The organism is Desulfitobacterium dichloroeliminans LMG P-21439 (assembly GCF_000243135.2).
In the GTDB taxonomy this organism is placed as follows: domain Bacteria; phylum Bacillota; class Desulfitobacteriia; order Desulfitobacteriales; family Desulfitobacteriaceae; genus Desulfitobacterium; species Desulfitobacterium dichloroeliminans.
Genome location: NC_019903.1, coordinates 2,437,992 through 2,461,819 on the forward strand (window position 1 = coordinate 2,437,992; position 23,828 = coordinate 2,461,819).

Annotated in this window: 27 protein-coding genes; 5 read left to right on the forward strand and 22 right to left on the reverse strand. The window is 43.9% G+C overall.

The window, feature by feature from the left end:
* Positions 1–80: 80 nt before the first annotated feature.
* From DESDI_RS11510 to sigF, 3 genes are read left to right on the forward strand one after another with little or no spacing between them, the layout of a single operon-like run.
* On the forward strand, positions 81–428 hold the full coding sequence (locus DESDI_RS11510; RefSeq protein WP_015262783.1) for an STAS domain-containing protein: 348 nt from the start codon (positions 81–83) through the stop codon (positions 426–428).
* Entirely contained in the window at positions 425–862 is a 438-nt protein-coding gene (spoIIAB, locus tag DESDI_RS11515; RefSeq protein WP_015262784.1) for an anti-sigma F factor, read from the forward strand. The genes DESDI_RS11510 and spoIIAB overlap by 4 nt, the downstream gene beginning before the upstream one ends.
* Positions 863–875: 13 nt before the next feature.
* Entirely contained in the window at positions 876–1,667 is a 792-nt protein-coding gene (sigF, locus tag DESDI_RS11520; protein ID WP_015262785.1) for an RNA polymerase sporulation sigma factor SigF, read from the forward strand.
* A 4-nt stretch (positions 1,668–1,671) separates the two neighbouring features.
* Here the strand turns inward: sigF and DESDI_RS11525 are convergent, their stop codons facing one another.
* From DESDI_RS11525 to DESDI_RS11600, 16 genes are all read right to left on the reverse strand, one after another.
* Complete coding sequence (locus DESDI_RS11525) at positions 1,672–2,814, reverse strand: D-alanyl-D-alanine carboxypeptidase family protein (protein ID WP_015262786.1); 1,143 nt, start codon at positions 2,812–2,814, stop codon at positions 1,672–1,674.
* A gap of 208 nt (positions 2,815–3,022) precedes the next feature.
* A complete protein-coding gene (locus tag DESDI_RS11530; protein ID WP_015262787.1) occupies positions 3,023–3,499 on the reverse strand; it encodes a CoA-binding protein in 477 nt (158 codons plus the stop codon).
* Positions 3,500–3,724: 225 nt separating this feature from the next.
* Positions 3,725–5,017, reverse strand: coding sequence for a pyrimidine-nucleoside phosphorylase (locus DESDI_RS11535; protein WP_015262788.1), 1,293 nt, complete (start codon positions 5,015–5,017; stop codon positions 3,725–3,727).
* A gap of 21 nt (positions 5,018–5,038) precedes the next feature.
* Positions 5,039–5,872, reverse strand: coding sequence for a purine-nucleoside phosphorylase (locus tag DESDI_RS11540; RefSeq protein ID WP_015262789.1), 834 nt, complete (start codon positions 5,870–5,872; stop codon positions 5,039–5,041).
* A 56-nt stretch (positions 5,873–5,928) separates the two neighbouring features.
* A complete protein-coding gene (locus DESDI_RS11545; protein WP_015262790.1) occupies positions 5,929–7,101 on the reverse strand; it encodes a phosphopentomutase in 1,173 nt (390 codons plus the stop codon).
* Between the two features lie 30 nt (positions 7,102–7,131).
* Positions 7,132–8,109, reverse strand: a complete 978-nt coding sequence (gene xerD / locus DESDI_RS11550) for a site-specific tyrosine recombinase XerD (protein ID WP_015262791.1) — start codon at positions 8,107–8,109, stop codon at positions 7,132–7,134.
* 70 nt (positions 8,110–8,179) lie between these two features.
* Positions 8,180–8,410, reverse strand: a complete 231-nt coding sequence (locus DESDI_RS11555; protein ID WP_041219930.1) for a hypothetical protein — start codon at positions 8,408–8,410, stop codon at positions 8,180–8,182.
* A gap of 122 nt (positions 8,411–8,532) precedes the next feature.
* On the reverse strand, positions 8,533–8,907 hold the full coding sequence (locus tag DESDI_RS11560) for a metal-dependent transcriptional regulator (RefSeq protein WP_015262793.1): 375 nt from the start codon (positions 8,905–8,907) through the stop codon (positions 8,533–8,535).
* Between the two features lie 162 nt (positions 8,908–9,069).
* Positions 9,070–9,264: a FeoB-associated Cys-rich membrane protein gene (locus DESDI_RS11565; protein ID WP_015262794.1), complete on the reverse strand. Its 195-nt coding sequence runs from the start codon at positions 9,262–9,264 to the stop codon at positions 9,070–9,072.
* 30 nt (positions 9,265–9,294) lie between these two features.
* On the reverse strand, positions 9,295–11,442 hold the full coding sequence (feoB, locus tag DESDI_RS11570) for a ferrous iron transport protein B (RefSeq protein WP_015262795.1): 2,148 nt from the start codon (positions 11,440–11,442) through the stop codon (positions 9,295–9,297).
* A 71-nt stretch (positions 11,443–11,513) separates the two neighbouring features.
* Positions 11,514–11,735: a FeoA family protein gene (locus DESDI_RS11575; RefSeq protein WP_015262796.1), complete on the reverse strand. Its 222-nt coding sequence runs from the start codon at positions 11,733–11,735 to the stop codon at positions 11,514–11,516.
* Positions 11,736–11,760: 25 nt separating this feature from the next.
* The gene (locus DESDI_RS11580; protein WP_041219931.1) at positions 11,761–12,051 is read right to left on the reverse strand and encodes a FeoA domain-containing protein; all 291 of its coding nucleotides are present in this window, start codon (positions 12,049–12,051) and stop codon (positions 11,761–11,763) included.
* A gap of 196 nt (positions 12,052–12,247) precedes the next feature.
* Positions 12,248–12,844: a stage II sporulation protein M gene (locus tag DESDI_RS11585; RefSeq protein ID WP_015262798.1), complete on the reverse strand. Its 597-nt coding sequence runs from the start codon at positions 12,842–12,844 to the stop codon at positions 12,248–12,250.
* An 89-nt stretch (positions 12,845–12,933) separates the two neighbouring features.
* Positions 12,934–14,097: an endonuclease Q family protein gene (locus tag DESDI_RS11590; RefSeq protein ID WP_015262799.1), complete on the reverse strand. Its 1,164-nt coding sequence runs from the start codon at positions 14,095–14,097 to the stop codon at positions 12,934–12,936.
* Positions 14,094–14,666 (reverse strand): NUDIX domain-containing protein, encoded by a 573-nt coding sequence (locus DESDI_RS11595; protein WP_041219438.1) that lies wholly within the window; start codon positions 14,664–14,666, stop codon positions 14,094–14,096. Before DESDI_RS11595 ends, DESDI_RS11590 begins: the two co-directional genes overlap by 4 nt.
* Positions 14,667–14,803: 137 nt before the next feature.
* Positions 14,804–15,295 (reverse strand): hypothetical protein, encoded by a 492-nt coding sequence (locus tag DESDI_RS11600; protein WP_015262801.1) that lies wholly within the window; start codon positions 15,293–15,295, stop codon positions 14,804–14,806.
* A gap of 360 nt (positions 15,296–15,655) precedes the next feature.
* Between DESDI_RS11600 and DESDI_RS18110 the strand changes: the two genes are divergently transcribed.
* Together DESDI_RS18110 and DESDI_RS11610 are read left to right on the forward strand one after the other, a co-directional pair.
* Positions 15,656–15,799: a hypothetical protein gene (locus tag DESDI_RS18110; RefSeq protein ID WP_015262803.1), complete on the forward strand. Its 144-nt coding sequence runs from the start codon at positions 15,656–15,658 to the stop codon at positions 15,797–15,799.
* Positions 15,800–15,959: 160 nt separating this feature from the next.
* Entirely contained in the window at positions 15,960–17,582 is a 1,623-nt protein-coding gene (locus tag DESDI_RS11610) for an ABC-F family ATP-binding cassette domain-containing protein (RefSeq protein WP_015262804.1), read from the forward strand.
* A gap of 103 nt (positions 17,583–17,685) precedes the next feature.
* Here DESDI_RS11610 and spo0A read toward each other — a convergent pair whose 3' ends face one another.
* The 6 genes from spo0A to DESDI_RS11640 form a co-directional block, all read right to left on the reverse strand.
* The gene (gene spo0A, locus DESDI_RS11615; RefSeq protein WP_015262805.1) at positions 17,686–18,507 is read right to left on the reverse strand and encodes a sporulation transcription factor Spo0A; all 822 of its coding nucleotides are present in this window, start codon (positions 18,505–18,507) and stop codon (positions 17,686–17,688) included.
* A 308-nt stretch (positions 18,508–18,815) separates the two neighbouring features.
* Entirely contained in the window at positions 18,816–20,081 is a 1,266-nt protein-coding gene (gene spoIVB, locus DESDI_RS11620) for a SpoIVB peptidase (RefSeq protein WP_015262806.1), read from the reverse strand.
* Between the two features lie 206 nt (positions 20,082–20,287).
* Positions 20,288–21,955, reverse strand: a complete 1,668-nt coding sequence (recN, locus tag DESDI_RS11625) for a DNA repair protein RecN (protein ID WP_015262807.1) — start codon at positions 21,953–21,955, stop codon at positions 20,288–20,290.
* Positions 21,956–21,985: 30 nt separating this feature from the next.
* A complete protein-coding gene (gene argR, locus DESDI_RS11630; RefSeq protein WP_015262808.1) occupies positions 21,986–22,438 on the reverse strand; it encodes an arginine repressor in 453 nt (150 codons plus the stop codon).
* On the reverse strand, positions 22,435–23,016 hold the full coding sequence (gene mnmM, locus DESDI_RS11635) for a tRNA 5-(aminomethyl)-2-thiouridylate-methyltransferase MnmM (protein WP_015262809.1): 582 nt from the start codon (positions 23,014–23,016) through the stop codon (positions 22,435–22,437). Before mnmM ends, argR begins: the two co-directional genes overlap by 4 nt.
* Positions 23,009–23,824: an NAD(+)/NADH kinase gene (locus DESDI_RS11640; RefSeq protein ID WP_015262810.1), complete on the reverse strand. Its 816-nt coding sequence runs from the start codon at positions 23,822–23,824 to the stop codon at positions 23,009–23,011. Before DESDI_RS11640 ends, mnmM begins: the two co-directional genes overlap by 8 nt.
* Between the last annotated feature and the right edge of the window lie 4 nt (positions 23,825–23,828).

The window sequence follows — 23,828 nt, forward strand, 5'->3', positions numbered from 1 at the left end:
ATATTTTCCACACAGATCAGAAGGAAAATTATGGATACCGTCGAATTGATTCTGAGAAGACGTTTTGGGGGGGAATACAATTGCTTATTGATAAGAAGATTGAGCGCCAGACCTTGCTCTTGCATTTAAGGGGTGAACTCGACATGAATACCTCTGAAAGTCTACGTCAAGCCATAGATAGCGAGATTGAACGTCGAGGAGTCCGAACAGTAATCCTCAATCTAGAAGAAATCAGCTTTATCGACAGTTCCGGTCTTGGTGTCATTCTCGGTCGCTATAAGAAACTTCTGCCCATGGGGGGGAAGATCATCATTACCCGAGTGCCGCCTCATATCTACAAGATCATGGAATTATCTGGGCTCCCACGTATTATTCAGTTTGAAGAGATGCTGGGCCAGGAAGATGGAAGGAAGGGAAAAACAGTATGAAAAATAATCTTTTAAAACTTTCGCTCTCAAGTCTTGCCGAAAATGTGGGAATTGCTCGGATGTTAATTGCTTCCGTCGGCGCTCAACTGGATCTTTCGCTAAATGATATCGAGGAACTTAAGGTCGCCGTAAGCGAAGCGGTTTCTAATGCAATCATCCATGGCTATGGCAATAATTCGGACAAGCTGGTCTACTTGACCATTGAACAAAATTCTGAGACCTTAAAGATAATTGTTAGAGACGAAGGTTGCGGCATTGCTGATGTGGTACAGGCTATGCAACCAGCCTTTAGTACTGATCCAGAACGTATGGGCTTAGGATTTGTCTTCATGCAGTCCTTTATGGATGATCTTCAAGTGGAATCTGTCGTCAATCAAGGTACTACCGTCACAATGATTAAACGACTTGATAAAATCCAGCCCTCCACGCATTAGGGGGGGATGAAAAATGATTCAAAGACTAACGGAAATGAATCTTCCCCGTTTCCCACTCCTATCAGATGAAGAGATGATGAATCTACTCCATCGTGCTCAAGAAGGCGATGTTGACGCCAGAGAGCGACTAATTAATTGCAATCTTAAGCTGATCTTCAACCTTGTACAGCGCTTCTCTCATCGGGGTTACGAGCTGGAAGACCTCTTTCAAATCGGTACCATTGGTTTAATAAAGGCGATTGACAAATTTGACTTTACCTACGGCGTGAAATTTTCGACCTATGCTGTGCCCATGATTATCGGTGAGATACGTCGTTTCTTAAGGGATGACCATCCAGTAAAGGTCCCTCGCTCTTATAAGGAGCTGGTTTATAAGGTCAATAAGTCACGGGAGTTCTTGTCTGCTAGCCTAGGTCGAGAACCCACCATCGGCGAAATCTCGGAAAATATCGGAGTCGAACGTGAAGATATAGTATCTGCATTGGAAGCTGTGCAAAGCCCTACTTCCATATATGACACCCTCTATCAAGACGACTCCGATCCGATTTATATTCTGGACCAACTTACCATAGAAAAAGATTTTGAGCCCAGTTGGTTTGAAAAGATTGCCCTCAAAGAAGTACTGGATAAACTTCCTGAACGAGAACAACGTGTTCTCATGATGCGCTTCTACGAAGATAAAACACAAAGCGAGATTGCAGCTCTCCTTAACTTATCTCAAGTACAAATCTCACGAATTGAGCGGGCAGCACTGCATCATATCCGCCAATTTCTCCATGAACCAGATGGTTCGGCGGATACCTAAAGTTTTAGAAGCCAAATACACCTTGCAGAGTTCGCATTATTTGTTGTCCAATACCTGCTTTGGCAATTTCTTTTTCCGCTACTAGGTTCACTGATGTCAACAGTTCTTGATCTCGGTATAGCAATATTTCTCCCACTTTTTGGCCAGCTTTGATAGGTGCTTCCACATCTGGGTTGAGTTTCGTCTCGGCCCAGATGTTTTTGTCATTACCTTTTTGAACCGTAATACCTAAGGCATTCTCAGTCACTGCCACAACTTCTTGCTCTACTCCCTTGCGAACCATAACAACCCCTTGCTTTTGGCCTATCGGGGCATATTCTTTATACGTAAAATTAGCAAATCCATAATTATAGAGTTTCATTGATTCAGTAAAATGTCCCCGTACCGGAGGAACGCCCATGACTACAGCAATAAGACGTAGTCCATCCCGTTCGACAGTAGAGGCCAGACAATATTTGGCTTCATTGGTCCAACCAGTTTTAAAACCATCTGCTCCTTCGTACCACCACAGTAATTTATTAGTATTCCAAAGCTTGAACTTGCCGTCCCGTAAATCATATTCCTTCATGCCGGTCAGCTTACGCACCAAAGGATACTTTAATGCTTCACGTCCCATGACTGCTAGGTCATAGGCGCTGGTGTAATGGCCTTCGGCAGGTAGACCATAGGCATTCACAAAGTTAGTATGATTTGCTCCTAATTCTTTAGCTTTCTTATTCATTACTTCGACAAAGGCTTCATGCGTACCATTAATATGTTCCGCTACTGCATAACAGGCATCATTGGCTGATCCGACAGCTATGGCAATCATCATCTCTTCCAGAGTGAAGGTTTCTCCCGGCTCAAGGTAAATTTGGGATCCCCCTAATTTACTGGCACCCTCGCTGGCCGTGACCTTATCCGTAAGGCTCACTCGACCTGACTCGATAGCATCAGCAGCTACGAGTAGTGTCATCAATTTCGTTACACTGGCTGGAGGCAGCTCTTTATGGATTTCTTTTTCAAATAGAATCTGGCCGGACTTAGCATCCATGAGAATGGCGCTAGCGGCGTCTGTTTCTAGCACTGCACCATAGGCCTGGTTGGGAACAACTACGTTTCCTAGAAAAAGACCGCATACAAAAATCCAGATCAATGCTTTGCGCATTCTTTTGACCCCCTTCAAAACATGTTTGTTATATTATCCCCAGAAAAACAAATAATATTGAATTTCTGTTTGCCAAGGACAAATCTCCTTATACTTACTAAAACGAATAGAGAACGTCTCCCAATACGACAGGAAACGTTCTCTATTTGTAAAACAGTTGTGATTATAATGCTTTGGGGTCAGTAAAAAAGGGCTCAACAAACCCTTGCTAACGACGTTTTGGGGCCTTAGGGGAATGGAGTCCATGCCAATAGCAGGGGCGAAGATACCCAAAGGGCTTGGGGTAAATTTTATGTTTTAAGATACATCCTCGTATCACCTGAAGCCCTGCTTCATCAGCCTGTTCCTGGAATTCCTTAGTCCAGTTGCGCTCTTGAAACCATACGAATTCGGCCCCACACTCTTGAGCCTGACTGATAATATCTGGAATCCATTCTGCTTTCAAACAGGGAACTACCACATCCACCTTATCCTGTAAAGCCGTTAAATGAGAGTAGACTTTAAAGCCTTCCAATCGCTGAAGATCCTGAGCTACAGGATGTACTACGCAGCCGAATTGCTTTAAAAGCTGCCAAGCTTTATAGGCATGTTTATGTTTTAGAAAGCGATCCGCATTCCCCACAACTGCATAGCGGTGAGCTGTTGTCGTATCTCCTGCTAAATTATGGACTTTCCTTTCACGCATCTTTGTCGTCACTCCTAACCCTCGGGTATTAAAAGATTACGTGAAATTAGCTCATCCTATGACTATTGGATAAAAATCAATGCATAAAAGTTTGCCTATTTCCTAACGGCACCTCTAAATGACTATAGGAGGAGCCCTACGCCGTGGAGGGTTGGGTATGCCATAATGAAAACAGAGAGAACCCAGGCCATATGACCAGGGTTCTCTTCATAATTCATGCAAGGATTACTTTACAACTTCATGGATGTATTCTATTGGATCAGGCTTGCTATCTTGAAATACATATGCCTCTAAAACCTTCGTTTCGATAGTATCAAGGTTAGTGTGAAGAATACAAAGTGGTTCATTGATGTGAATATAATCCCCAACCTTCTTCAATAGAGTTACCCCTGCTGCATAATCAATGGAGTCTTCTTTCTTTTTCCGTCCTGCACCCAACAGCATAGCTACAAGTCCAATGTGCTCAGCGTCAATACGACTTATATACCCTGATTGGTTGGAGCGAATTTCGATATGATTCTTAGCTTGAGGTAGTTTCGACGGTTCATCTATGATTTGGGGATTCCCCCCTTGAATGGAGATAAAATCTTTTAATTTTTCAAGGGCCCTCCCCGATTCAATAACTTGCAGAAGTTCTGCATGAGTAGACTGGAAATCATGATATTTTCCACTAGCAATGGCCATATACGTGGCAATGGTCAAGGCAACTGTGGTTTCATCCTCTGCACCCTTTCCACTTAAAACATCGATGACCTCTCTTATCTCATTGGCATTGCCAACTTCATGTCCAAGGGGTTGATTCATATCGGTAATGATGGCGATTGTCCTTCTGTTTAAGGCTTTACCGATTTGCACCATGCACTTAGCCAGCCTTTTGGCTTCCTCCAAGGATTTCATGAAGGCTCCTGAACCAACCTTCACATCTAGCACTATGGCATCTGCGCCGGAAGCAATCTTCTTACTCATGATTGAGCTTGCTATGAGAGGGATACTGTCCACTGTTCCTGTAACGTCTCTTAGGGCGTAAGTGAGTTTGTCAGCAGGAGTTAAGTTCGCAGTTTGGCCTACAACTGCCATCCCATGTTTGTTCACATTGGCGATAAATTGCTCTGTACTTAGAGTGGTCTTAAATCCTGGGATAGCTTCTAATTTGTCGATCGTACCACCGGTATGTCCCAACCCTCTTCCACTCATTTTGGCCACGGGAATTCCTAAGGAGGCAACCAAGGGGATGACTATAAGGCTTATCTTATCCCCCACTCCTCCCGTAGAATGCTTATCTACTTTCACCCCTTCTATGCCCGATAAATCTATTGTCTCTCCTGAGTTTACATAAGCCATCGTTAAGTTGGCTATTTCCTCATCATTCATACCTTGGAAGTAGATTGACATATAAAGAGCAGCTATCTGATAATCCGGAATTTCACCTTTGACATAACCTTGCACGAAAAACTCTATTTCTTCTTGGGTCAAGGCTTTGCCCACTTTCTTTTTGTTGATTACATCAACTACCCGCATTGTACTTACCCCCTTATATTCTTAGGCGAGGGCTTTTACCAAAGCCTGAACGAATCGCACAAACTGCTTCTCAATGCGCTGAGCAGTCTCCATAACCTCGGCATGGCTGAGACGCTGTGCAAGGATTCCGGCAGCCATATTGGTGACACAGGAGATTCCTAAGACCCTCATCCCCCCATGGTTAGCTACGATGACTTCAGGGACGGTACTCATACCGACGAGATCAGCACCAACGGTGCGAAGGAAGCAAATTTCGGCCGGACTTTCATAGCTTGGACCGCTCATAGCAGCATAAACTCCCTCTTGGGGAGAAATGCCAACTTCTCGAGCTACTGTTAAAGCTCTTTGTCGCCAATCCAGATCATAGCCCTCGCTTAAGTCCGGGAAACGAGGACCAAGATTACTGAGATTTGTTCCGCGCAAGGGATTGTCTCCCATCATATTAATGTGATCCTTAATTAAGATGAGATCCCCGGGCCGATAGGCGGGGTTGATACCACCAGCAGCATTCGTCACAATTAAGCCTGCGACTCCTAATGCCTGCATGACTCGGACGGGAAAAGTTACCTCCTGCATGGAATACCCTTCATAAAAGTGGAAGCGTCCTTGCATAGCCACGACAGGTTTACCTAAAACTTTTCCGAATACTAGTTGTCCTTTATGCCCCTCTACCGTCGATACTGGAAAATGGGGAATCTCATGATATGGAATAGCTACAGGATTTTCTATTAAATCCACAAAACCACCCAAACCTGAGCCAAGAATAATTCCTATTTGGGGTTCGATATTTACCCTCTCCACAATACTTCGTCGGGTTTCACTCAATTTCTCCATGAATTCTTGCTCGCTAATCATCAATATCGCTCCTTTATTTCCACATCTATACAATCATCTTTCTTAACCCAACTACATTATACTTGAAACAGATCATCCAAAAAGCTCTGGCCATTGCGTAATTGATCGGTGCCCAAATATTCCGCGATAGTTGCTCCCAAGTCTGCAAAGGAAGATCGGACACCCAGATTCACACCTGGATTAACTTGCTTCCCATACACTAGCAAAGGGACGTATTCTCTGGAATGATCTGTGCTTGCAGTGGTCGGATCACAACCATGGTCTGCCGTGATCATTAAGATATCTTTCTCACCTAGGCCAGCAAGGATCTCCGGTAATCTGGCATCAAATTCCTCGATAGCCAGAGCATACTTCTCTACATCATTACGATGGCCATATAGCATATCAAAATCGACTAAATTCGTCATGATTAAACCGGGTTTCCCCTCACCCATGAAGTCTAGGGTCTTATCCACTCCATCCTTATTGCTTATGCTCGGAACGTGTAGGGTTACCCCACGTCCGGCATAGATATCCTTAATCTTCCCCACAGCCATGACCTGAAGACCCTTTTCTTTAATTCCATCCAAGAGCATCGTATGGGGTGGTTCAATGGCATAATCATGACGATGGGTTGTCCGATAAAAGCTTCCTGCCGTGCCCAAAAAGGGTCGGGCAATCACTCGGCCAACTCTTAAATCTCCGTCCAACATTTCTCTGGCTATCTCACAAATTCTATACAGTTCATCGAGGGAAATAATCTCTTCATGTGCCGCAATCTGGAAAACGGAATCTGCAGAAGTATAAACGATGGGTTTTCCGGTCGTAACATGCTCCTGACCTAAACGTTGAATGATTTCCGTGCCTGAAGCTACTTCATTACCGATAACTTCACGGCCGATACGCTTGGCGAAGGCTTGAACAAACTCATCTGGAAAACCCTGGGGAAAGGTAGGGAAGGCCTTTGCCAAGATCACCCCAGCCATCTCCCAATGTCCTGTGGTTGTGTCCTTTCCGGGAGATCTTTCTGCCATTTTTCCATAGCTTCCGTCAGGACAGGCCAGCGGAGCGACCCCTTGAATAAGTTCAATATTCCCTAAACCTAATTTTTGTAGATGAGGCAAATGTAGCCCACCACGAACCTTAGCAATGTTCCCTAAGGTATTGCTTCCCACATCTCCATACACATGAGCATCCGGCATTTCACCAATTCCTACACTATCTAAAACAATTAAGATGACTCTTTTCAAAAATTAATTCCCCCTTATAGCTTCATTACATTAATCTGCTCGAGGATGAGCTTTACGAAAAACCTCTATCAACCTTTGCCGAGAAAGATGAGTATAAATTTGGGTAGTTGAAATATCAGCATGCCCCAACATCTCTTGCACTGATCTCAGATCAGCCCCATGATCTAAAAGATGAGTGGCAAAGCTATGCCTAAATTTATGCGGATAGATATTCTCGGTGACGCCATGGGCTTGGGCCCATTTCTTGAGGATATTCCACACCCCTTGTCGGGTTAGCGCCTTGCCTTGAGAATTAAGAAAAAGCATCTCGCTTTTATTCTTAGCTCTTAGTAGCTCTCGTCCCTGGTCCAAATAATCCTGTACCACTTTGAGGGCATACTCCCCGATGGGTACAATCCTTTCTTTATTTCCTTTACCCCGACAGCGCAGTGTCTTCGTCTCAAAGATAATATCTTTAACTCGAAGGCCTACTAATTCGGAAACCCGCAACCCACAACCATAGAGTACCTCAATCATGGCAAGATTACGCATCAACAAAGCATTATCCTTCTCTTGGGCGTCCGTTACTGCCCTTTTCTTTTTGTTATTATTTTTGCTTTGAGCGGCTTCTGATGATGCAGTTCCGATATCTTCTTCCTTGAAGAGCCTTTCGATGGTCCCTTCAGACAACACATGAGGCAAATGTTGCCCAAGCTTAGGAGATGATAGATATTCGGTAGGGTCGTCCTCCCGCATTTCCTCCCCTAAGAGAAAGGAAAAGATCCCTCGCAGGGTTGCGAGGTGCCGCGCTAATGTGCGTGAAGACCTTCCCAGATCCTTTTCGTGCAGAAGAAAAAGAAAAAGATCATTGCCATCACAGTTTAGCAAAGTTTTTTCCCGTTGCTGAAGAAAGACTGTGATCTTTTTAAGATCGCGGTCGTAGCTGATTCGAGTATTTTGGGAAAGTCCTCTCTCTACATTAAGGTAAGTCAAATACTTTTTTATCCATATTTCCGTCTGAGTCTCCACAAGAAATCCCTCCCAGAATAAAATTCTACAGAAGGGAGGGTTTTCCTGCGGATTAGTGGGTTAGAAAAATCTATCTTTTAATATCAGGGAAAAGCTGTATAACAAACTCACTCCAATTGCTGCCCTCTTCTTCTACCCGCATGGGGTTACCACTAGGTCTTCCATCTCGATCCCCATGAGAAGTAATCAATAAGCTACATACTGTGACAAGCTTCGGCAACAGCACAGCAAGTAAAACAAGTAAAACCATGACACGTGCGAGATAGAAAAAAAATTCCGGCCAACTCTTACCTCTCTGCATAACTTTGCCCCCCCAATCTCTAAAACTTATGCGGTAGAGGATTGTCTTGATGACATAGTAAAACCACTTATCCTTAGCAATAAGTGGTTTTACTAGACGATACATCTTTACATAATAGAATATTACGATTGGCACCGCTTATGATACTCTTCCTTAATCTTATCAAAGGTCTCTTGGCTAATCACATGCTCTACACGGCAGGCATCCTGGGAAGCAGTGGCTTCGTCAACACCCAAGCCAATCAAATATTCAGTAATTACTTTATGCCGTTCATAGATATTTGACGCAATGTCCACACCTTCTTGGGTCAAGGTAATGACTCCCGAAGTGTCCACCTCAATATATTTTTTCTTCTTGAGAATACCTACCGCCCGACTAATACTTGGCTTAGTATAACCCAGCTCGTTGGCAATATCGATGGAGCGAACATCGCTCTTTTTATTTTTCAGCACATAAATGGTCTCGAGATACATCTCGCCGGATTCATGAATACTCATGGCAATAGCTCCTTCTCCCGAATTAAAAAAAATCTTATCCAAAGCATAGTATAATCAGGGCGAAAAATCAACCACCACGAAGGGAAGTCAGGGAATACAAAAGCCGCTCACTGTTAAACAGGAGCGGCTTTCTCTTGGGAAGACTCTCTTTTCAGAAATCCATTATGGCTTTGGGGCACTATCACACCCATTCCTATTAGCACGCCCGGCTGCACTTGGGCAACCGGCACGGCTGGCACAGCCAGAACACCCGCCACTTTTCCTCGTTTCATATACATTGCGACCGGCGAAAGCAATGACTATCAGTACCAATACACCAATAATAATTGTTGCACCATTAGCGATTAGCCAATCCATACTATCATCTCCTCCTTCTCACCCAAGTGATCAATCCTTGACTAAGATACCTTGAACTTTAAGACTTGGTTTGCTTGGTCTAAACACCATGTAGAGAAGAACTGCCAATACGAGTATCGCCGCTACTGTTCCACCTGTAAATCCGCCACCCGTAAAGAAGGAACCGAATTGGAAAACAAGCAAGGCCATTGCGTATGCCAATAGGCATTGGTAACCTATGGCAAACCAGGTCCATTTTTGATCGTTCATTTCCCCTTTGATAGCCCCGATGGCGGCAAAGCAGGGAGCACAAAGGAGATTAAACACTAAGAATGAATAAGCGGTTAAAGGTGTAAAGTGAGAACCGATAGCGCCTAAGCTGCCAAAGGCTCCTTCTTCAACTAGACCCAGTGCATCTCCAGACACCCCATAAAGCACCCCAAACACTCCAACAACTTCTTCTTTGGCGATTAGGCCCATCAAAGTTGCCACAGTACTTTGCCAACTACCAAACCCAAGGGGTGCAAAGAGAGGCGCCAACATCCCACCAATCACTGCCAGGACACTTGCATCCATATCTTCGACCCTTTGGAAGGACCCTTCAACAAAACCGAAGGAAGATAAGAACCAAACAAAGATACTAGCCAATAAGATGATTGTTCCTGCTTTCTTAATAAAGGAATAGCCCCGTTCCCAAGTGCTACGAAGTACACTTTCCCCAGTGGGTAAATGATACGACGGAAGTTCCATAACAAAGGGGGCTGGATCTCCGGCAAAACGACTGGTTTTCTTGAGAATGATGCCGGACAAAACAATCGCCGCCACCCCAATAAAGTATGCACTAGGGGCTACCCACCATACTCCACCAAAAACTGCACCGGCAATTAACGCCACAATAGGCATCTTCGCTCCACAAGGCATAAAGGTGGTGGTCATAATAGTCATCCGGCGGTCACGGTCATTTTCAATGGTTCGCGTTGCCATAACGCCAGGTACACCACATCCTGTACCAATCAACATAGGAATAAAGGATTTACCGGACAGTCCGAAACGACGGAACACTCGATCCATGATGAATGCAATCCGTGCCATATATCCGCATTCCTCAAGAATTGCTAACAAGAAGAATAAGACTAACATCTGGGGAACAAAACCGAGAACCGCACCTACCCCACCAACGATGCCATCCACAACAAGTCCGGTTAGCCACCCAGCTGTGCCGACCCTCTCCATCCAGGCGGCTAAAGGTTCGCTGATCCAAGCCCCGAAGAGTGTATCATTGGTGAACGTGGTAACTATATCGCCCACAGTCGTAATCGAAATATAATAAACAAACGTCATTATGGCAGCAAAAACCGGCAGGGCGAGCCAGCGATTGGTTATCACCCTATCAATCTTATCCGAAGTGGTCAATCTAGAGGTGCTTTTTTTGGTGTAACTCCCTTTAAGCAGTGAAGTAATAAAATCATAGCGTTGACTGGTGATAATAGATTCACTATCATCGTCATGAGCATCTTCAACCCTTAGAGTAATCTCTTCGACATCCACTCCGCTAATCTGCTCGAGAACCTTTACATCACGTTCAAACATTTTAATTGCATACCAGCGCTTTTGTGCTACCGGAATTTCTGCTGGTAGCTTACCCCCTATAGTTTCAAGGGCTTCTTCAACCTTAGAATCAAAAACAAGCTTAGTAGCTGTGCTCTCTGCGCTTCGGGAAATTCTGACAGCCTCGTCAGCAAGCTCGGTGATTCCCATCTTTTTGATTGCTGAGATCTCAAATATCTCGCATCCTAACGCTTGGGAAAGCTTTGCAGTATTGATCTCGTCTCCGCACTTCTTGACTACATCCATCATATTGATGGCGATCACCACCGGGATGCCTAGATCTATCAATTGAGTCGTTAAGTACAAATTCCGTTCCAGGTTAGAACCATCAATAATATTAATAATAGCGTCGGGTTTCTCCCCGATCAGATAATTTCGCGATACCACTTCTTCTAGGGTATAGGGAGAGAGTGAGTAAATTCCCGGCAAGTCAACAATCGTCACATCCTTATGAGTCTTGAGCTTGCCCTCTTTCTTCTCGACTGTAACACCCGGCCAGTTCCCCACTGTTTGATTAGAACCCGTCAAAGCATTGAACAAGGTCGTTTTTCCGCTATTTGGATTCCCTGCTAAAGCGATTTTCAATGACATAAATCTATCCTCCCCTTCTTCTTTTTGGTTAGCCAAGGCTAACTATGGGCTAAAAAAAATAATCTCTTATGCTATCTAACTTCGATATTTGCAGCATCATCTTTCCGTAATGAAAGTTCATAGCCACGCACATTCACTTCGATAGGATCACCTAAGGGAGCCACCTTACGCACAAGAATCTCCGTGCCTTTGGTAATACCCATGTCCATAATCCGACGCTTAATCGGCCCCTGGCCATGCAACTTGACCACAGTTACTGACTGACCGACCTTCACGTCCCTAAGGTTTATCATCATTCTTCCCCCTTCATGTCGTGCCTTATGCTTTGACAGTAAGAATCCTGATTGCCATCCCTTTGTTTACCGCAATCCGAGATTCTTTAATGGAAACAATCACATTTCCAGCCAACTCAGTGACGATCGAAACTACAGCACCCTCAACAAAACCCAGATTCTCCAGAAAGCGTCTTGTATTATCTCTGCCTTTAATGGAAACGACTTTGACTTCCTCGCCAGGTGCCACCATTGCTAAAGGCATCGCACCTACTGTTACTGGTGTCAGAGAAACTGTATTTCTATTTACAACTTGGAGATTAGCTATACTTTGCATTGCCACTTCTTTCACTCCTTCGATCCTCAAAAAACTAGTAAGGCACCGCTAACTTCTAAAGTTAGTTTACCACCGCTAACTCAATAATGCAATATATTATTCAATAAAAAATTAAACAGAAATCATAATATGCGAAATTTGATTTAATTCCATTTAAATAACAGGATTATATAAAGCATGAAATCGGCACAAAACTCTAGAGATTAAAAAAGTTGACACCCAAGATTGAAAAATAGCCTTGGGAAACTCCCATCAAAACTGCACCAAGGGAAACAAGAATCGTGGCAAAGGAATAATAGAAAAATTCCCGCCGTAAAGATTCCCCAACCTGCTTCCCTTTAAGTAGCAGCATTGAAAAAATGGTTGCTAGGCCCGCTCCTAAGAGAAGAAAAGGAATCCCGGCCAAGGCTGGTATTAAAATCGATATGAAGACTAGCCCTAACCCCCAGAGTCCTTTTATCCCTATGATAAAGCTCAGGGTGAATCCGAATACAAATCCGCGTGTAAATACAATCAGAAAAATCAACGGCGTTCCAATCACCGTCAACCCCAGAAGCCATATTCCCGCCATAATAATAAATTGCTCTCTGGCTAATTGCATCAGAAAACTAGAATCTAGAGTGGTGGGCTGACTAGCGAGCAGCTTGTCCAAAAAGCTGGTGAGTTCTTCAGTCTCACCACCATTTAGGGCGCCAACTCCCATTGACCCGAAGATTATTCCTGCCAGATATACACTGGCTAGGGCAAGATAAATAACCCAATATTGTCGGATATGCTCGCTTAGTTTCCGCATACCTTCAGCCTCCCTGTCTATAGCCCCAAAATGGACACTAACACTGCATAAGCATGTCAGCATCCTCTATAGACATCCTATTCAGGAGTTTAAGAAAGTATGTCCACTACCTTACCAAATACTCCACCGCCTCCAGCTTGAAATTCCAATTTACCTTGGCGAGAAAGCAGTATCAACTGGGCAATTTTCTCCCCAGCCACCTGGACCAAATCTTTCTCAGGGACTTGGTGGAGAACATTCATTTCTGTGCCAAAATGCTCCAATAAACGCCCATACATTTTCGGCCCGATTCCCGGCAGTTCTCTTAAGGGGATTTGATAAATATAACGAGGATCCGTAATACTCAGCATTTCAGCATCAGCAATACTCACCAAGCGATCGAGCACACCGGATACCACCTGGGTACTTCCACAGGTCGGGCAACTCAGAAGCGGCGGCTCCCCATCAGCGACCTGTTCACAGACCAAGCAATAAGTGCGATGATACTTGCCATACTTCGGTGGCAGTCCATAATTCACCAAAACCTCGCCATTAGTGCGGTAGACTAGTTCCTTCAGTCCCTGAAAAGATGCTTCTGAGAGCTTCAGCAGGTTGTATTCACGTCCAATCTTAGGTAGGGAATGGGCATCTGAATTACTAAAGAGCACGACCTCGTCAAGTTCTGAGATGGATTTCGCCATCTGTCGATCAGCACTTAAGCCAATTTCTAAAGCCTGGGGCAGTCCAGGCAGAATATCCAGTAAACTCTTACAGCAGTTTCCATAAATTCCTTTATGGGGGGTAAAGGCATGCGCAGGTAGCCATATCCCTTCATTCTCCGCCACAGCTTCCAGCCATTGCTTAACACCTAAGTGTCCCTTTTGGGAACTGAGTTGCCAGTTCTTTAAAAAGGGGTGTATTTTCTTCACATAACCCTCAATATGCTCTATGGTGGGAAAATAAGCGAGAAAGTGGGCATTCCCCGTACCCACAGACAGTTCGATTTCCGTGCCCAGAATAACCGTCAACCCCTCTGCCCCATATCCTCCTCCTGGCAGGGGGCGCAGTTTCCCTGCCATAATCATTTGCCGGAAATCATTGCGTACACCTGGGGATTGGGCATCGATAACGCCAATCATCGCCAGCCCTTTGATATGACGAGAGACTTCAAGAACGTTCGGTAAATTTAGACTCTTGGCTGCGGTAATCTTAACTGCTTTTCCATCTAAGCTTTCACCGATATGAATATGAAGATCTGCATAAAGATTTATCATTTTTCTTTACCTGCTAGCATCAAGATTCCCAGAATTGTCTTGGCATCTTTGTATTCACCGGCCAGAGCCATTTCCTTGGCCATAGCCCAAGGTACACTTTCAACATTTAAAAATTCATCCTCGTCGGTTTGCAGAGGATCCCAGACCAAATCTGTTGCCTTATAGAGATGGATGATTTCATCAGTAAAACCTGGAGTGGTATAGATACTCACCAAATGCTCCAAGGTGCCACGATAGCCCGTTTCTTCCCTCAGTTCGCGCACTGCGCAGGTCAGTGGCTCTTCCCCCGGATCCAACTTTCCCGCTGGAATCTCCAAAGTAATCTCTTCAATCGGATAGCGATACTGGCGGACTAAGATTAGTTCTTCTCCCTTAAAAGGCAAGATACCCACAGCACCCGGATGTCTAACTACCTCCCGGGTAGTTTCCACCCCATTGGGCAAACGAATTCTATCCCGGTCCATTCTCAGCATGCGCCCGGAAAAGACTATTTCCTTTTCTATGCACTGCTCCTCTAGCGAAGCATCCTCGATTCGACCTGTCTTTTGCTGGATACTCTTATCACTCATAGTACACTTCATCCCCCAACAAAGATCCTTAGCTTCCTTTATCATATCCTGACTAAGAAAAAATATAAAGCAACCCAGGGTTCCTATCAATACCCCTAGGTTGCTTTTTACCCTGACCATAACCAATGATCTATACGTCATTCCGCCCTTAAACGCCGTTGATAATACAGAAATACAGGTAACGGAATTACAATCCAGCCAAAGCTCTTGATTAAGCTGTTTAGAGCTCTCTCTCGGGAGCGGGCTTTTTCCTCATCAACCTGCCTTTGATAATCAGCCTTTAATTCTTCATCGCTTTTCTCAATGGCCGGTAGGGAAGGCTCTGTTTCCCCTTTTTCATAAATTTTCCCCTGTTTATAATCCTCAAAGGACACATAGTAGCTTTGGGGTGCAACTAAATCTGCCGCAGCCATAAAAGCCGCTACACTTCCACCAATAGTCATCATCAAGGTCGCAAATAGAATCAAATACGTATACACAGTTTTAATCATAGCATTTCCTCCATCTTTCTGTTCGCTTGGATTGTCACTCCGATTATGTGAACGAAGAGAAAACGCAATTGCTCCAATAATTAAAACTACGGCGACCATGGCAAAACCCAAAAGTAGTAGTAACGAAGAACCCACCATAATCTTCTCCCTCCTTTTCTCAATATCATAACATTCATCTCCATCTAATGATATAGACGCTAACAGAGCAGATATTCTTCTACGTTAAGGCTCAACCAATCTGAAATAGTTGTTATTTGTTTACTCAGTGTTTATCCTTAGCACGGAAATTTATTTTTCCATATTGTGGCAATGCGGATAGGAATTCATAATCTATAGTATCTTCGTATCAAAGGAGGAACTCAAATGGCATTAGGTGCTGGTCTAGAGGGTGGTTTCAATTTTGGTTCAGGTATTGCAATCGTTGTCGTCATCATCCTCTTGTTAATTGCCTTAGGAATCGTATTCTAAATACCATCTAAAAGTGAAGGAGGTAAATCTATGTTCGGTATGGGTTATGGCGGAATGGGCGGGGCATGTTGCCCTCGGCCAGTCGCTCCGGTTGCTGGAATCGGCGCAGGCGTTGGTGTAGGTATTATAGTGATTGCTGTCTTGATTCTTATTGCCTTAGGGGTAATATTCTAGAATATTTGAGGGAGTGTCGTAGAACTACTTGCTAAAGTAGTCGGCGATGCTCCCTTTCTTCCAGTATAAGTACACAATATAAGTAATCTCGCGGAAAATATGGTATAATGAGAATTCGTGAATCATGATAAAAATATATATAAAGGAACGATCATAAGACATGATAAGTACAAACGGAATTACACTGCGCTTTGGTAAACGCGCTTTATTCGAAGATGTCAATGTCAAGTTCACCCCAGGAAACTGCTATGGTATCATTGGGGCTAACGGGGCTGGCAAATCCACCTTCCTCAAAATACTCTCAGGAGAAATCGATCCTTCTAAAGGAGAGGTTGTCGTTTCAACCGGGGAACGGATCGCCGTCTTAAAGCAAGATCATTTTGAATTTGAAGAGTTTGACGTTTTAAAAACTGTCATCATGGGCCATTCTCGACTCTATGAAATTATGGTTGAAAAGGATGCGCTTTATGCCAAGCCTGATTTTAACGAAGAGGATGGGATGAAAGCCGCTGATTTAGAAGCGGAATTTGCTGAAATGAATGGTTGGCAAGCTGAAGCTGAAGCCGCTGAACTCCTCATGGGACTGGGTATCCCCAAGGAATATCACGATAGGAAAATGAAAGAACTTGAGGGTAGTGAGAAGGTACGCATACTACTAGCTCAAGCTCTTTTCGGTCATCCACATATTCTTCTTTTGGACGAGCCAACCAATCACTTGGATCTTCAGTCCATTAACTGGTTGGAGAATTTCCTCTATAATTTCGAGAGTACCGTGTTGGTCGTCTCCCATGACCGCCACTTCTTGAATAAAGTCTGTACCCATATAGTGGATATTGACTTTGGCAAAGTCCAGCTTTTTGTGGGGAACTACGACTTCTGGTATGAGTCTAGCCAACTTGCTCTAAAATTGATGCGGGATGCCAATAAGAAAAAAGAAGATAAAATTGCCGAGCTCCAAAGCTTTATTCAACGCTTTAGCTCTAATGCTTCCAAGGCAAAGCAAGCTACTTCCCGCAAAAAACAGCTTGATAAATTGACCTTAGACGATATTCGGCCCTCTTCCCGCAAATATCCTTATATCGCTTTTACTCCTGACCGTGAGGCAGGCAACAACTTACTTACAGTTGAAGGTCTTACGAAAACTATTGATGGGGAAAAAGTCCTCGACAATGTCTCATTTATTGTGGACCGCGGGGACAAGGTTGCCTTTGTGGGACCCAACGGTCTGGCCAAAACGACGTTATTAAAAATCCTCATGGGCGAGATGGAAGCCGATAGTGGAGAATTCAGTTGGGGCGTGACTACTTCCCAAACCTATCTACCTAAGGATAATTCCGCCTATTTCGATACGAATCTATCCCTTGTAGACTGGTTAAGACAATTCTCTAAAGATCCAGATGAATCTTTTGTTCGTGGCTTCCTCGGTAGAATGCTTTTTTCAGGGGAAGAATCTCTAAAATCAGCTAATGTCCTCTCGGGAGGGGAAAAAGTCCGCTGTATGCTCTCCCGCATGATGCTGAGCGGCGCAAATGTATTATTGCTGGATGAACCCACCAACCACTTAGACCTTGAATCCATCACAGCTTTAAACAATGGGCTCACACAGTTTGATGGAACCATCCTTTTTGTCTCACAAGACCATCAGTTTGTTCAGACCATTGCCAACCGCATCATTGAAATAACTCCCAAGGGAATCATTGATCGTAAGATGGAATATGATGAATATCTTGAAAACGAACATGTTCGAGCGCTTCTGGAAAATATGTATAGCGATACACCATAATAAGCGAACACCTGTTGATCAATATACCGGAATGCGAAGAGAGCTGATTTGCCTTGATAGAAGGTAATCAGCTCTCTTTATTGCCCAAGCATTTTTTGATAGCTTAGAGCATTTTTGCCATTCTCAATTTATCAGCCACCATGGCAATGAATTCTGAATTTGTGGGTTTGCCCCGATCCACATTGATTGTGTAACCAAAGAACCGATTCATAAACTCTATATTCCCCCGATCCCAAGCCAACTCGATGGCATGGCGAATTGCACGTTCCACTCGGCTAGGAGTGGTATTATATTTATTTGCAATCATCGGATAAAGCTCCTTTGTCACAGCTCCCAGGAGCGACACATCCTGAACTACGCAAACAATAGAATCTCTTAGATATTGATAACCCTTGACATGAGCCGGAACACCCATCTGATGAATCATTCGCGTCACTTCAACCTCAAGGTTACGAGCATTGGCAACTGCAGTTTGCGTCGAGGATAGGGTAGGAGTAATGGAAGATCCAGCACCTGAAGTCCCCTCTTTATTGCTATATTGCGCTAAGGGGATGACCCCTTGTAACTGACGAATCCGCTTGCCGAGGGTTTCTAAGTCAAAGGGTTTCAAAATGAAATAATCAGCACCTAGCTGCACTGCCCGTTGGGTCATACTTTCTTGACCAAAGGCTGTTAAAATAATCACATGAGGCTTCTTAATATCGCCTTGTAGCTTTTCTAACACCCCTAAGCCATCCAAATGAGGCATGATTATGTCTAAGACCACCAAGTCGGGTTGTTCCCTGTAAATTATGTCCAAGGCTTCATTGCCATGATAAGCAATTCCAACGAGCTGCATATCTGTCTGGCGTAAGATATATTCTTTTAGGACCTCGACAAACTCGCGATTATCATCAGCTAACAATACTCTGATGGGCTTTTGCATTAAGACTGCTCCCCCTTGCTCGATCCGAAGTGCTTATAGTTTCGACAAATGTATAAATTCTTCCTGCTATACTATGAAAAAATAACAACTACCTCGAACTCTTAGATTTTTCTCTACAATTTGTGAACTTATTAAGTATCTTATATCAGTATACCATCACAATTTAACAATTCAATGGAGTTGCTTTATTATTCCAATATCTTCATAAAAGGAATAATATTCGACAAATCATTAGTATTTATTCCACTTAATTAATAAAAAAGCCATTGAGTCTATACTCAATGGCAATAAAGATCTACTGTTCAACGCTAAGCAGCTTCCTTTTTGTCAATAATATCAGCATCTTTTAGCATATTTTGGATAAACACGCCATACCCTCGCGAAGCATCATTGACAAAAACATGAGTTACTGCGCCGATGATTTTCTCATTTTGGACAATCGGACTCCCCGACATGCCTTGAATGATTCCTCCTGTCTTTTCAATAAGCTCAGGATCAGAAACCTTGATGACCATATTTTTGCTATCCGTACGATTCCGCATGATGCGCTCAATCTGCACATCGTATTCTTCAATGCGTTCTCCTTCTAAGACTGTATAAATTTTCGCCGGACCTTCCTTAATTTCCGATTCCCAGCCCACGGCAATGGGTTCATTAAAGTAAGGATTGCTAATTTCCCCTTCTAAGGAACCAAAAATCCCTGACACGGTATTTTTCTTGATATTGCCTGAAAATCTCGATTGATTGACGAATGAGCCGATCTTTTCTCCTGGATGTCCTCGTTTTCCTTTCTCAATAGCATATATAGTCGAGGCAACCACATTTCCATTAACAATTTCAATCTTTTGATTCGTATCTACATCGTTGATAACATGACCCAATGCACCGTATTGACTAGTCTTTGGCTCATAAAAGGTAAGTGTTCCTACTCCTGCAGCTTCATTCCGTACATAAAGACCGACTCGATAACGATCGGTTTCGGGACAGAGAACTGTTGTCACCTTTTTTTGAGTTTGTTGACCATTGTGACTGATAAGGATCTCCGAAAAGCCTTGCTTTTTACCGGCCCGATGAATCGCATTGGCTACGTCTTGATCACTCGACATTTCTTGACCATCGATTTTTAAGATGACATCTCCTACTTCGATTCCTACATCTTTGGCTGGGCAAACCAGTCTACCCTCCTGATTCTGCACAGCAGCCTGCCCAACTACCATAACTCCTTTTGCCTGCAAGCTTACCCCAATCGATTGTCCGCCAGGTAAAAGTTTGAGATTGGGCATCACTTCGACGGCACTAGACTTCAGCGGTATCAGTCCGAAAAGCTTGTAGGTCACTTGAATAACCTCAGGCTTTTCCGGGTGAGCAGCCATAACCGCATTTACATCCGCCTCAGCTGCTTTAACTTCTTCAGCGACAATAAGATTAGCTAGCAGACCTGTGAGTTGTGGAAGACGATGACTGCTGGATTCATAGAGTTCAGGCAGTTGTGCCATTTGATGAAGCGTTGGATTAAGACTGAGAAAGGTACAGAGAAGAACACTGGCGAAGACCATGGCTCTCTTCGTTTTCACTCTCTTATCACCCTCCGTCTTTTTGTCTCCCCATGTTCTTCCTTTCTCTCGATATTCTTATTTTTTTTCAGAACCTAATAGTAAATTAACCATCATGAATTCATTTCATCCTGACAATTCCGTTCTGTATTTCCAAATAAAAAAATAGAAGGCCAAATTCACCTTCTATCTATAAAATCCCCATAATAATTCATTTCTATAATAGATTAATAAATATTTTTCATAAGTTTTCGCGCATGTTCGAGGGCGATGGCTTCTTCCTCCCCGCCCAACATGCGGGCTAATTCATGGATACGCTCTTCCTCAGAAAGCAGTTGGATGCGGGTTCTTGTTCTTCCATTGCTAATTTCTTTTTGGATACCAAAATGATGTTCACCAAAGGCAGCCACTAGCGCAGCATGGGTTATACAAAACACTTGTTTGTTTTCAGCAATTTTTGCTAATTTATCGCCAACCTTTTGAATGGTGCGGCCGCCCACACCGCTGTCCACTTCATCAAAAACAAAGGTGCTAACGCTTTCGATTTTGGATAAAAGACTTTTTAAAGCTAACATGAGACGTGACATTTCTCCGCCGGAGGCTACTTTTGCTAGTGGCTTTGGGGGTTCCCCAAGGTTTGCTGAAAAATAGAACTCTGCTTCCTCTGCTCCACCTATTTGAGGTTCATGGAGAGAGGTAAGCTTCACTTCAAAACTGCTTTTCTCCAAACCTAAGTCGGCCAATTCCCCTTTAAGACCTTCAGCAAGATGTTTCGCAACCAGCAACCGTGCCTGCGTTAACTCCTTAGCTTTCTGCTCATAGTCTCTTAGAATATTTTCTCGGTCACGACGTAACGCCCCCAGCTCTTCTTGTAGATTCGTGATGGTATGAAGCTCTTGCATCATTTCATCTTTCGTGTGGAGAACTTCCTGGACCGTATGACCATATTTTCGCAAACGTTGCAATTGAATTAAGCGCTCTTCGATTTCATCTAAACGTCCTGGATTAAAATCAAATCCATCTCGGTACGAACTCACTTGGGAGGCTAAATCTTCGATTGTGTAATAGATGGAGTCCATAGGTTCAAGCATATGGTTACAGTTCTCATCATAGCGAACAAGATCCTGTAATGCTTTCCGGCAGCGACCTATTTGATCTAAGGCGGAGGACTGCTGTCCACCCTCATATAATAAAGCATACATTTCCCCAATGTTGCCCATGATCTTTTCCGAATTTGCCAAACGCTTCTTTTCCTGTACTAATGTTTCTTCTTCATTGGGTTGAGGATCAATGGCAGTAATCTCATCAATTTGAAAGCGTAAGATATCCTCACGTCGTTCTCGATCAGCTTCACTACGCAAAAGCTGCTGTTCTTTTTGCATAAGACTTCGATAAGCTCGGGCAAGCTTATTAACCTGGCTTAGGAGCTCCAGCTGTTTTTCTCCTCCAAAAGCATCCAGCAAACCGCGATGACTATCAGGATTAAAAAGCGATTGATGCTCCATCTGTCCGTGAATATCCACTAAACCTTGGACCAAATTTCGATAGAGTGTTAAGGGAACCGTTCTTCCTTGAACACGGCAGATGTTCTTACCATTGCGATTGATCTCTCGAGAAAGAATTAGCTGCCCCTCTTCGAGAGGATAACCGGCATCCTCTATACCTTCGAGAACTTCAGGAGGGCACTCTTCAAAAATACCTTCCACCCAGGCCTTATCCAGACCATGGCGAATAAAATCCGCACTTGCCCTTCCTCCCAACAATACGCCAAGAGCATCGATGAGCATGGATTTCCCCGTACCTGTTTCTCCGGTAAAAATAGTTAAACCTCGTGAAAAAGATAATTCTATCTCTTCCATTAAAGCGAAATTCTCTACATGGATTTCTGTTAACATCGCAATCCATCTCCTCTTTGACCAATAACCCTATTCCATGAATTGAGCGATTCGTCCTCGGACTTGAGGTACAGCGCTGATTGGCTTGACAACCAAGAGTATGGTATCGTCACCAGCTACCGTACCAATCACTTCCTCCCAATTACTGTGATCAATCAAACTGGCAAGCGCCTGAGCATTTCCAGGAATCGTCCGCAAAACAATCAGATTTTCGCTATCATTTATGGTAACTACGGTCTCTCTCATCCGGCGTTTGAGTCGGTCGGGAGTACTGAGTGGTTGAGCTGAACCGGGAACCGCATAGCGATAATCGTCATCCGAAGTAGGAACCTTGATTAGACCCATCTCTTTGATATCTCGTGACACCGTGGCTTGTGTCACATCAAAGCCTTCTTTTCTTAATCGCTCAGCAAGTTCTTCTTGGGTATGTATAGGGTGGTTATTAATAATCTCTTGGATTTTCATCTGCCGACGGGTCTTCATTCGTTATCCCCCTTATTCTTCTGAACCAAAATCCAGTAAGGTGCGTTTGGGATTTGATTCGTGTACTCTCCGCGCAAGACACTGTATTGACGCCGTGGTAAATCGCTTAAAAAATCTTCCACTGCAACAGCCTCTGCTAAGCCACCTGGATGACCGCGATACAAAGTAAGTGCGATCACACCGTCTTTACGGAGCAATTGAAAGACGGCCGTCAAAGCCGAAATTGTCGAGGTAGCATGCGTGGTGACATCTTGATTATGTCCCGGTAGATATCCGAGATTAAACATGGCCGCTTGAACAGGTTCTTGAACCTTTTCTAATAATCGACTGTGATCGCAATGATGCAAGCGAACACGATCTTCCAGTTGATATTCACTTAGTAACCTTTGCGTCTCTTGAAGGGCTATCTCTTGAATGTCAAAAGCATGAACAAACCCCTTCTCCCCGACCAGCTCAGCAAGAAACAGGGTATCTCTCCCCCGCCCAGCCGTAAGATCTAGAACTACATCACCAGCTTGAATCATTGTCATAAGAATATTTCTAAGAAATCCTTGAATATCTTGAATTCGGTTACTCATGCCAACGATCCTTTAATTTCTCCCGCACCACATGGTAAAAACTTCTTTTTCCTAAACGAATCAAAAGGGCGGCAATTGGAGCCCTCTCTATATGAAACATTTGGCCCTGCTTCATCAGCATACGATGATAGCCATCAAAATTCACGATACACCCTTCCCCGCGAGCCAAAAAAATATCGATCTTCTCTTCTGCAGAAAGGACCATTGGACGTGCCGATAGAGAATGGGCCGCCAAAGGGGTTATTAAAATCGCCTCAACATTGGGACTCAAGATCGGTCCTCCTGCCGATAAAGCATAGGCCGTGGAGCCGGTGGGTGTGGATACAATTAAACCATCCGCCGGATATCGTACGGAGGGTTCTCCTGACAGATTAGCTTGTAGAGTTATCATAGCACCTGAAGGCTCTCTGAGAAACACCACATCATTCAACACATAGAAGGTATCCCTACTCTGATCCGGGCCCGTTACGGTTACGTTAAGCATAAGGCGCTCCTGAATCGTATAATCATGATCAATAATCTTGATTAGAGCATCAAAAAGCTCGTTACGCTCGATTTCACATAAGAAGCCAAGGCGACCTAGATTCACTCCTAGAACCGGCAGAGCATGACGTGCGGCCTCACGGGAGGCTTCCAGTAAGGTCCCATCGCCTCCTAAGGAGATGAGAAAGTTGACCTTTTGAGCGATAATTTCTTCCCAATCGGTATAGACTTCCCAGCCGCGCTCTTGAAACCAAGGGGTAAGATGTTCGGCTAAGGTTATAGCTTCGGGTTTACTACGGTTAATCCACAAGCCGACTCGATCCATGCAA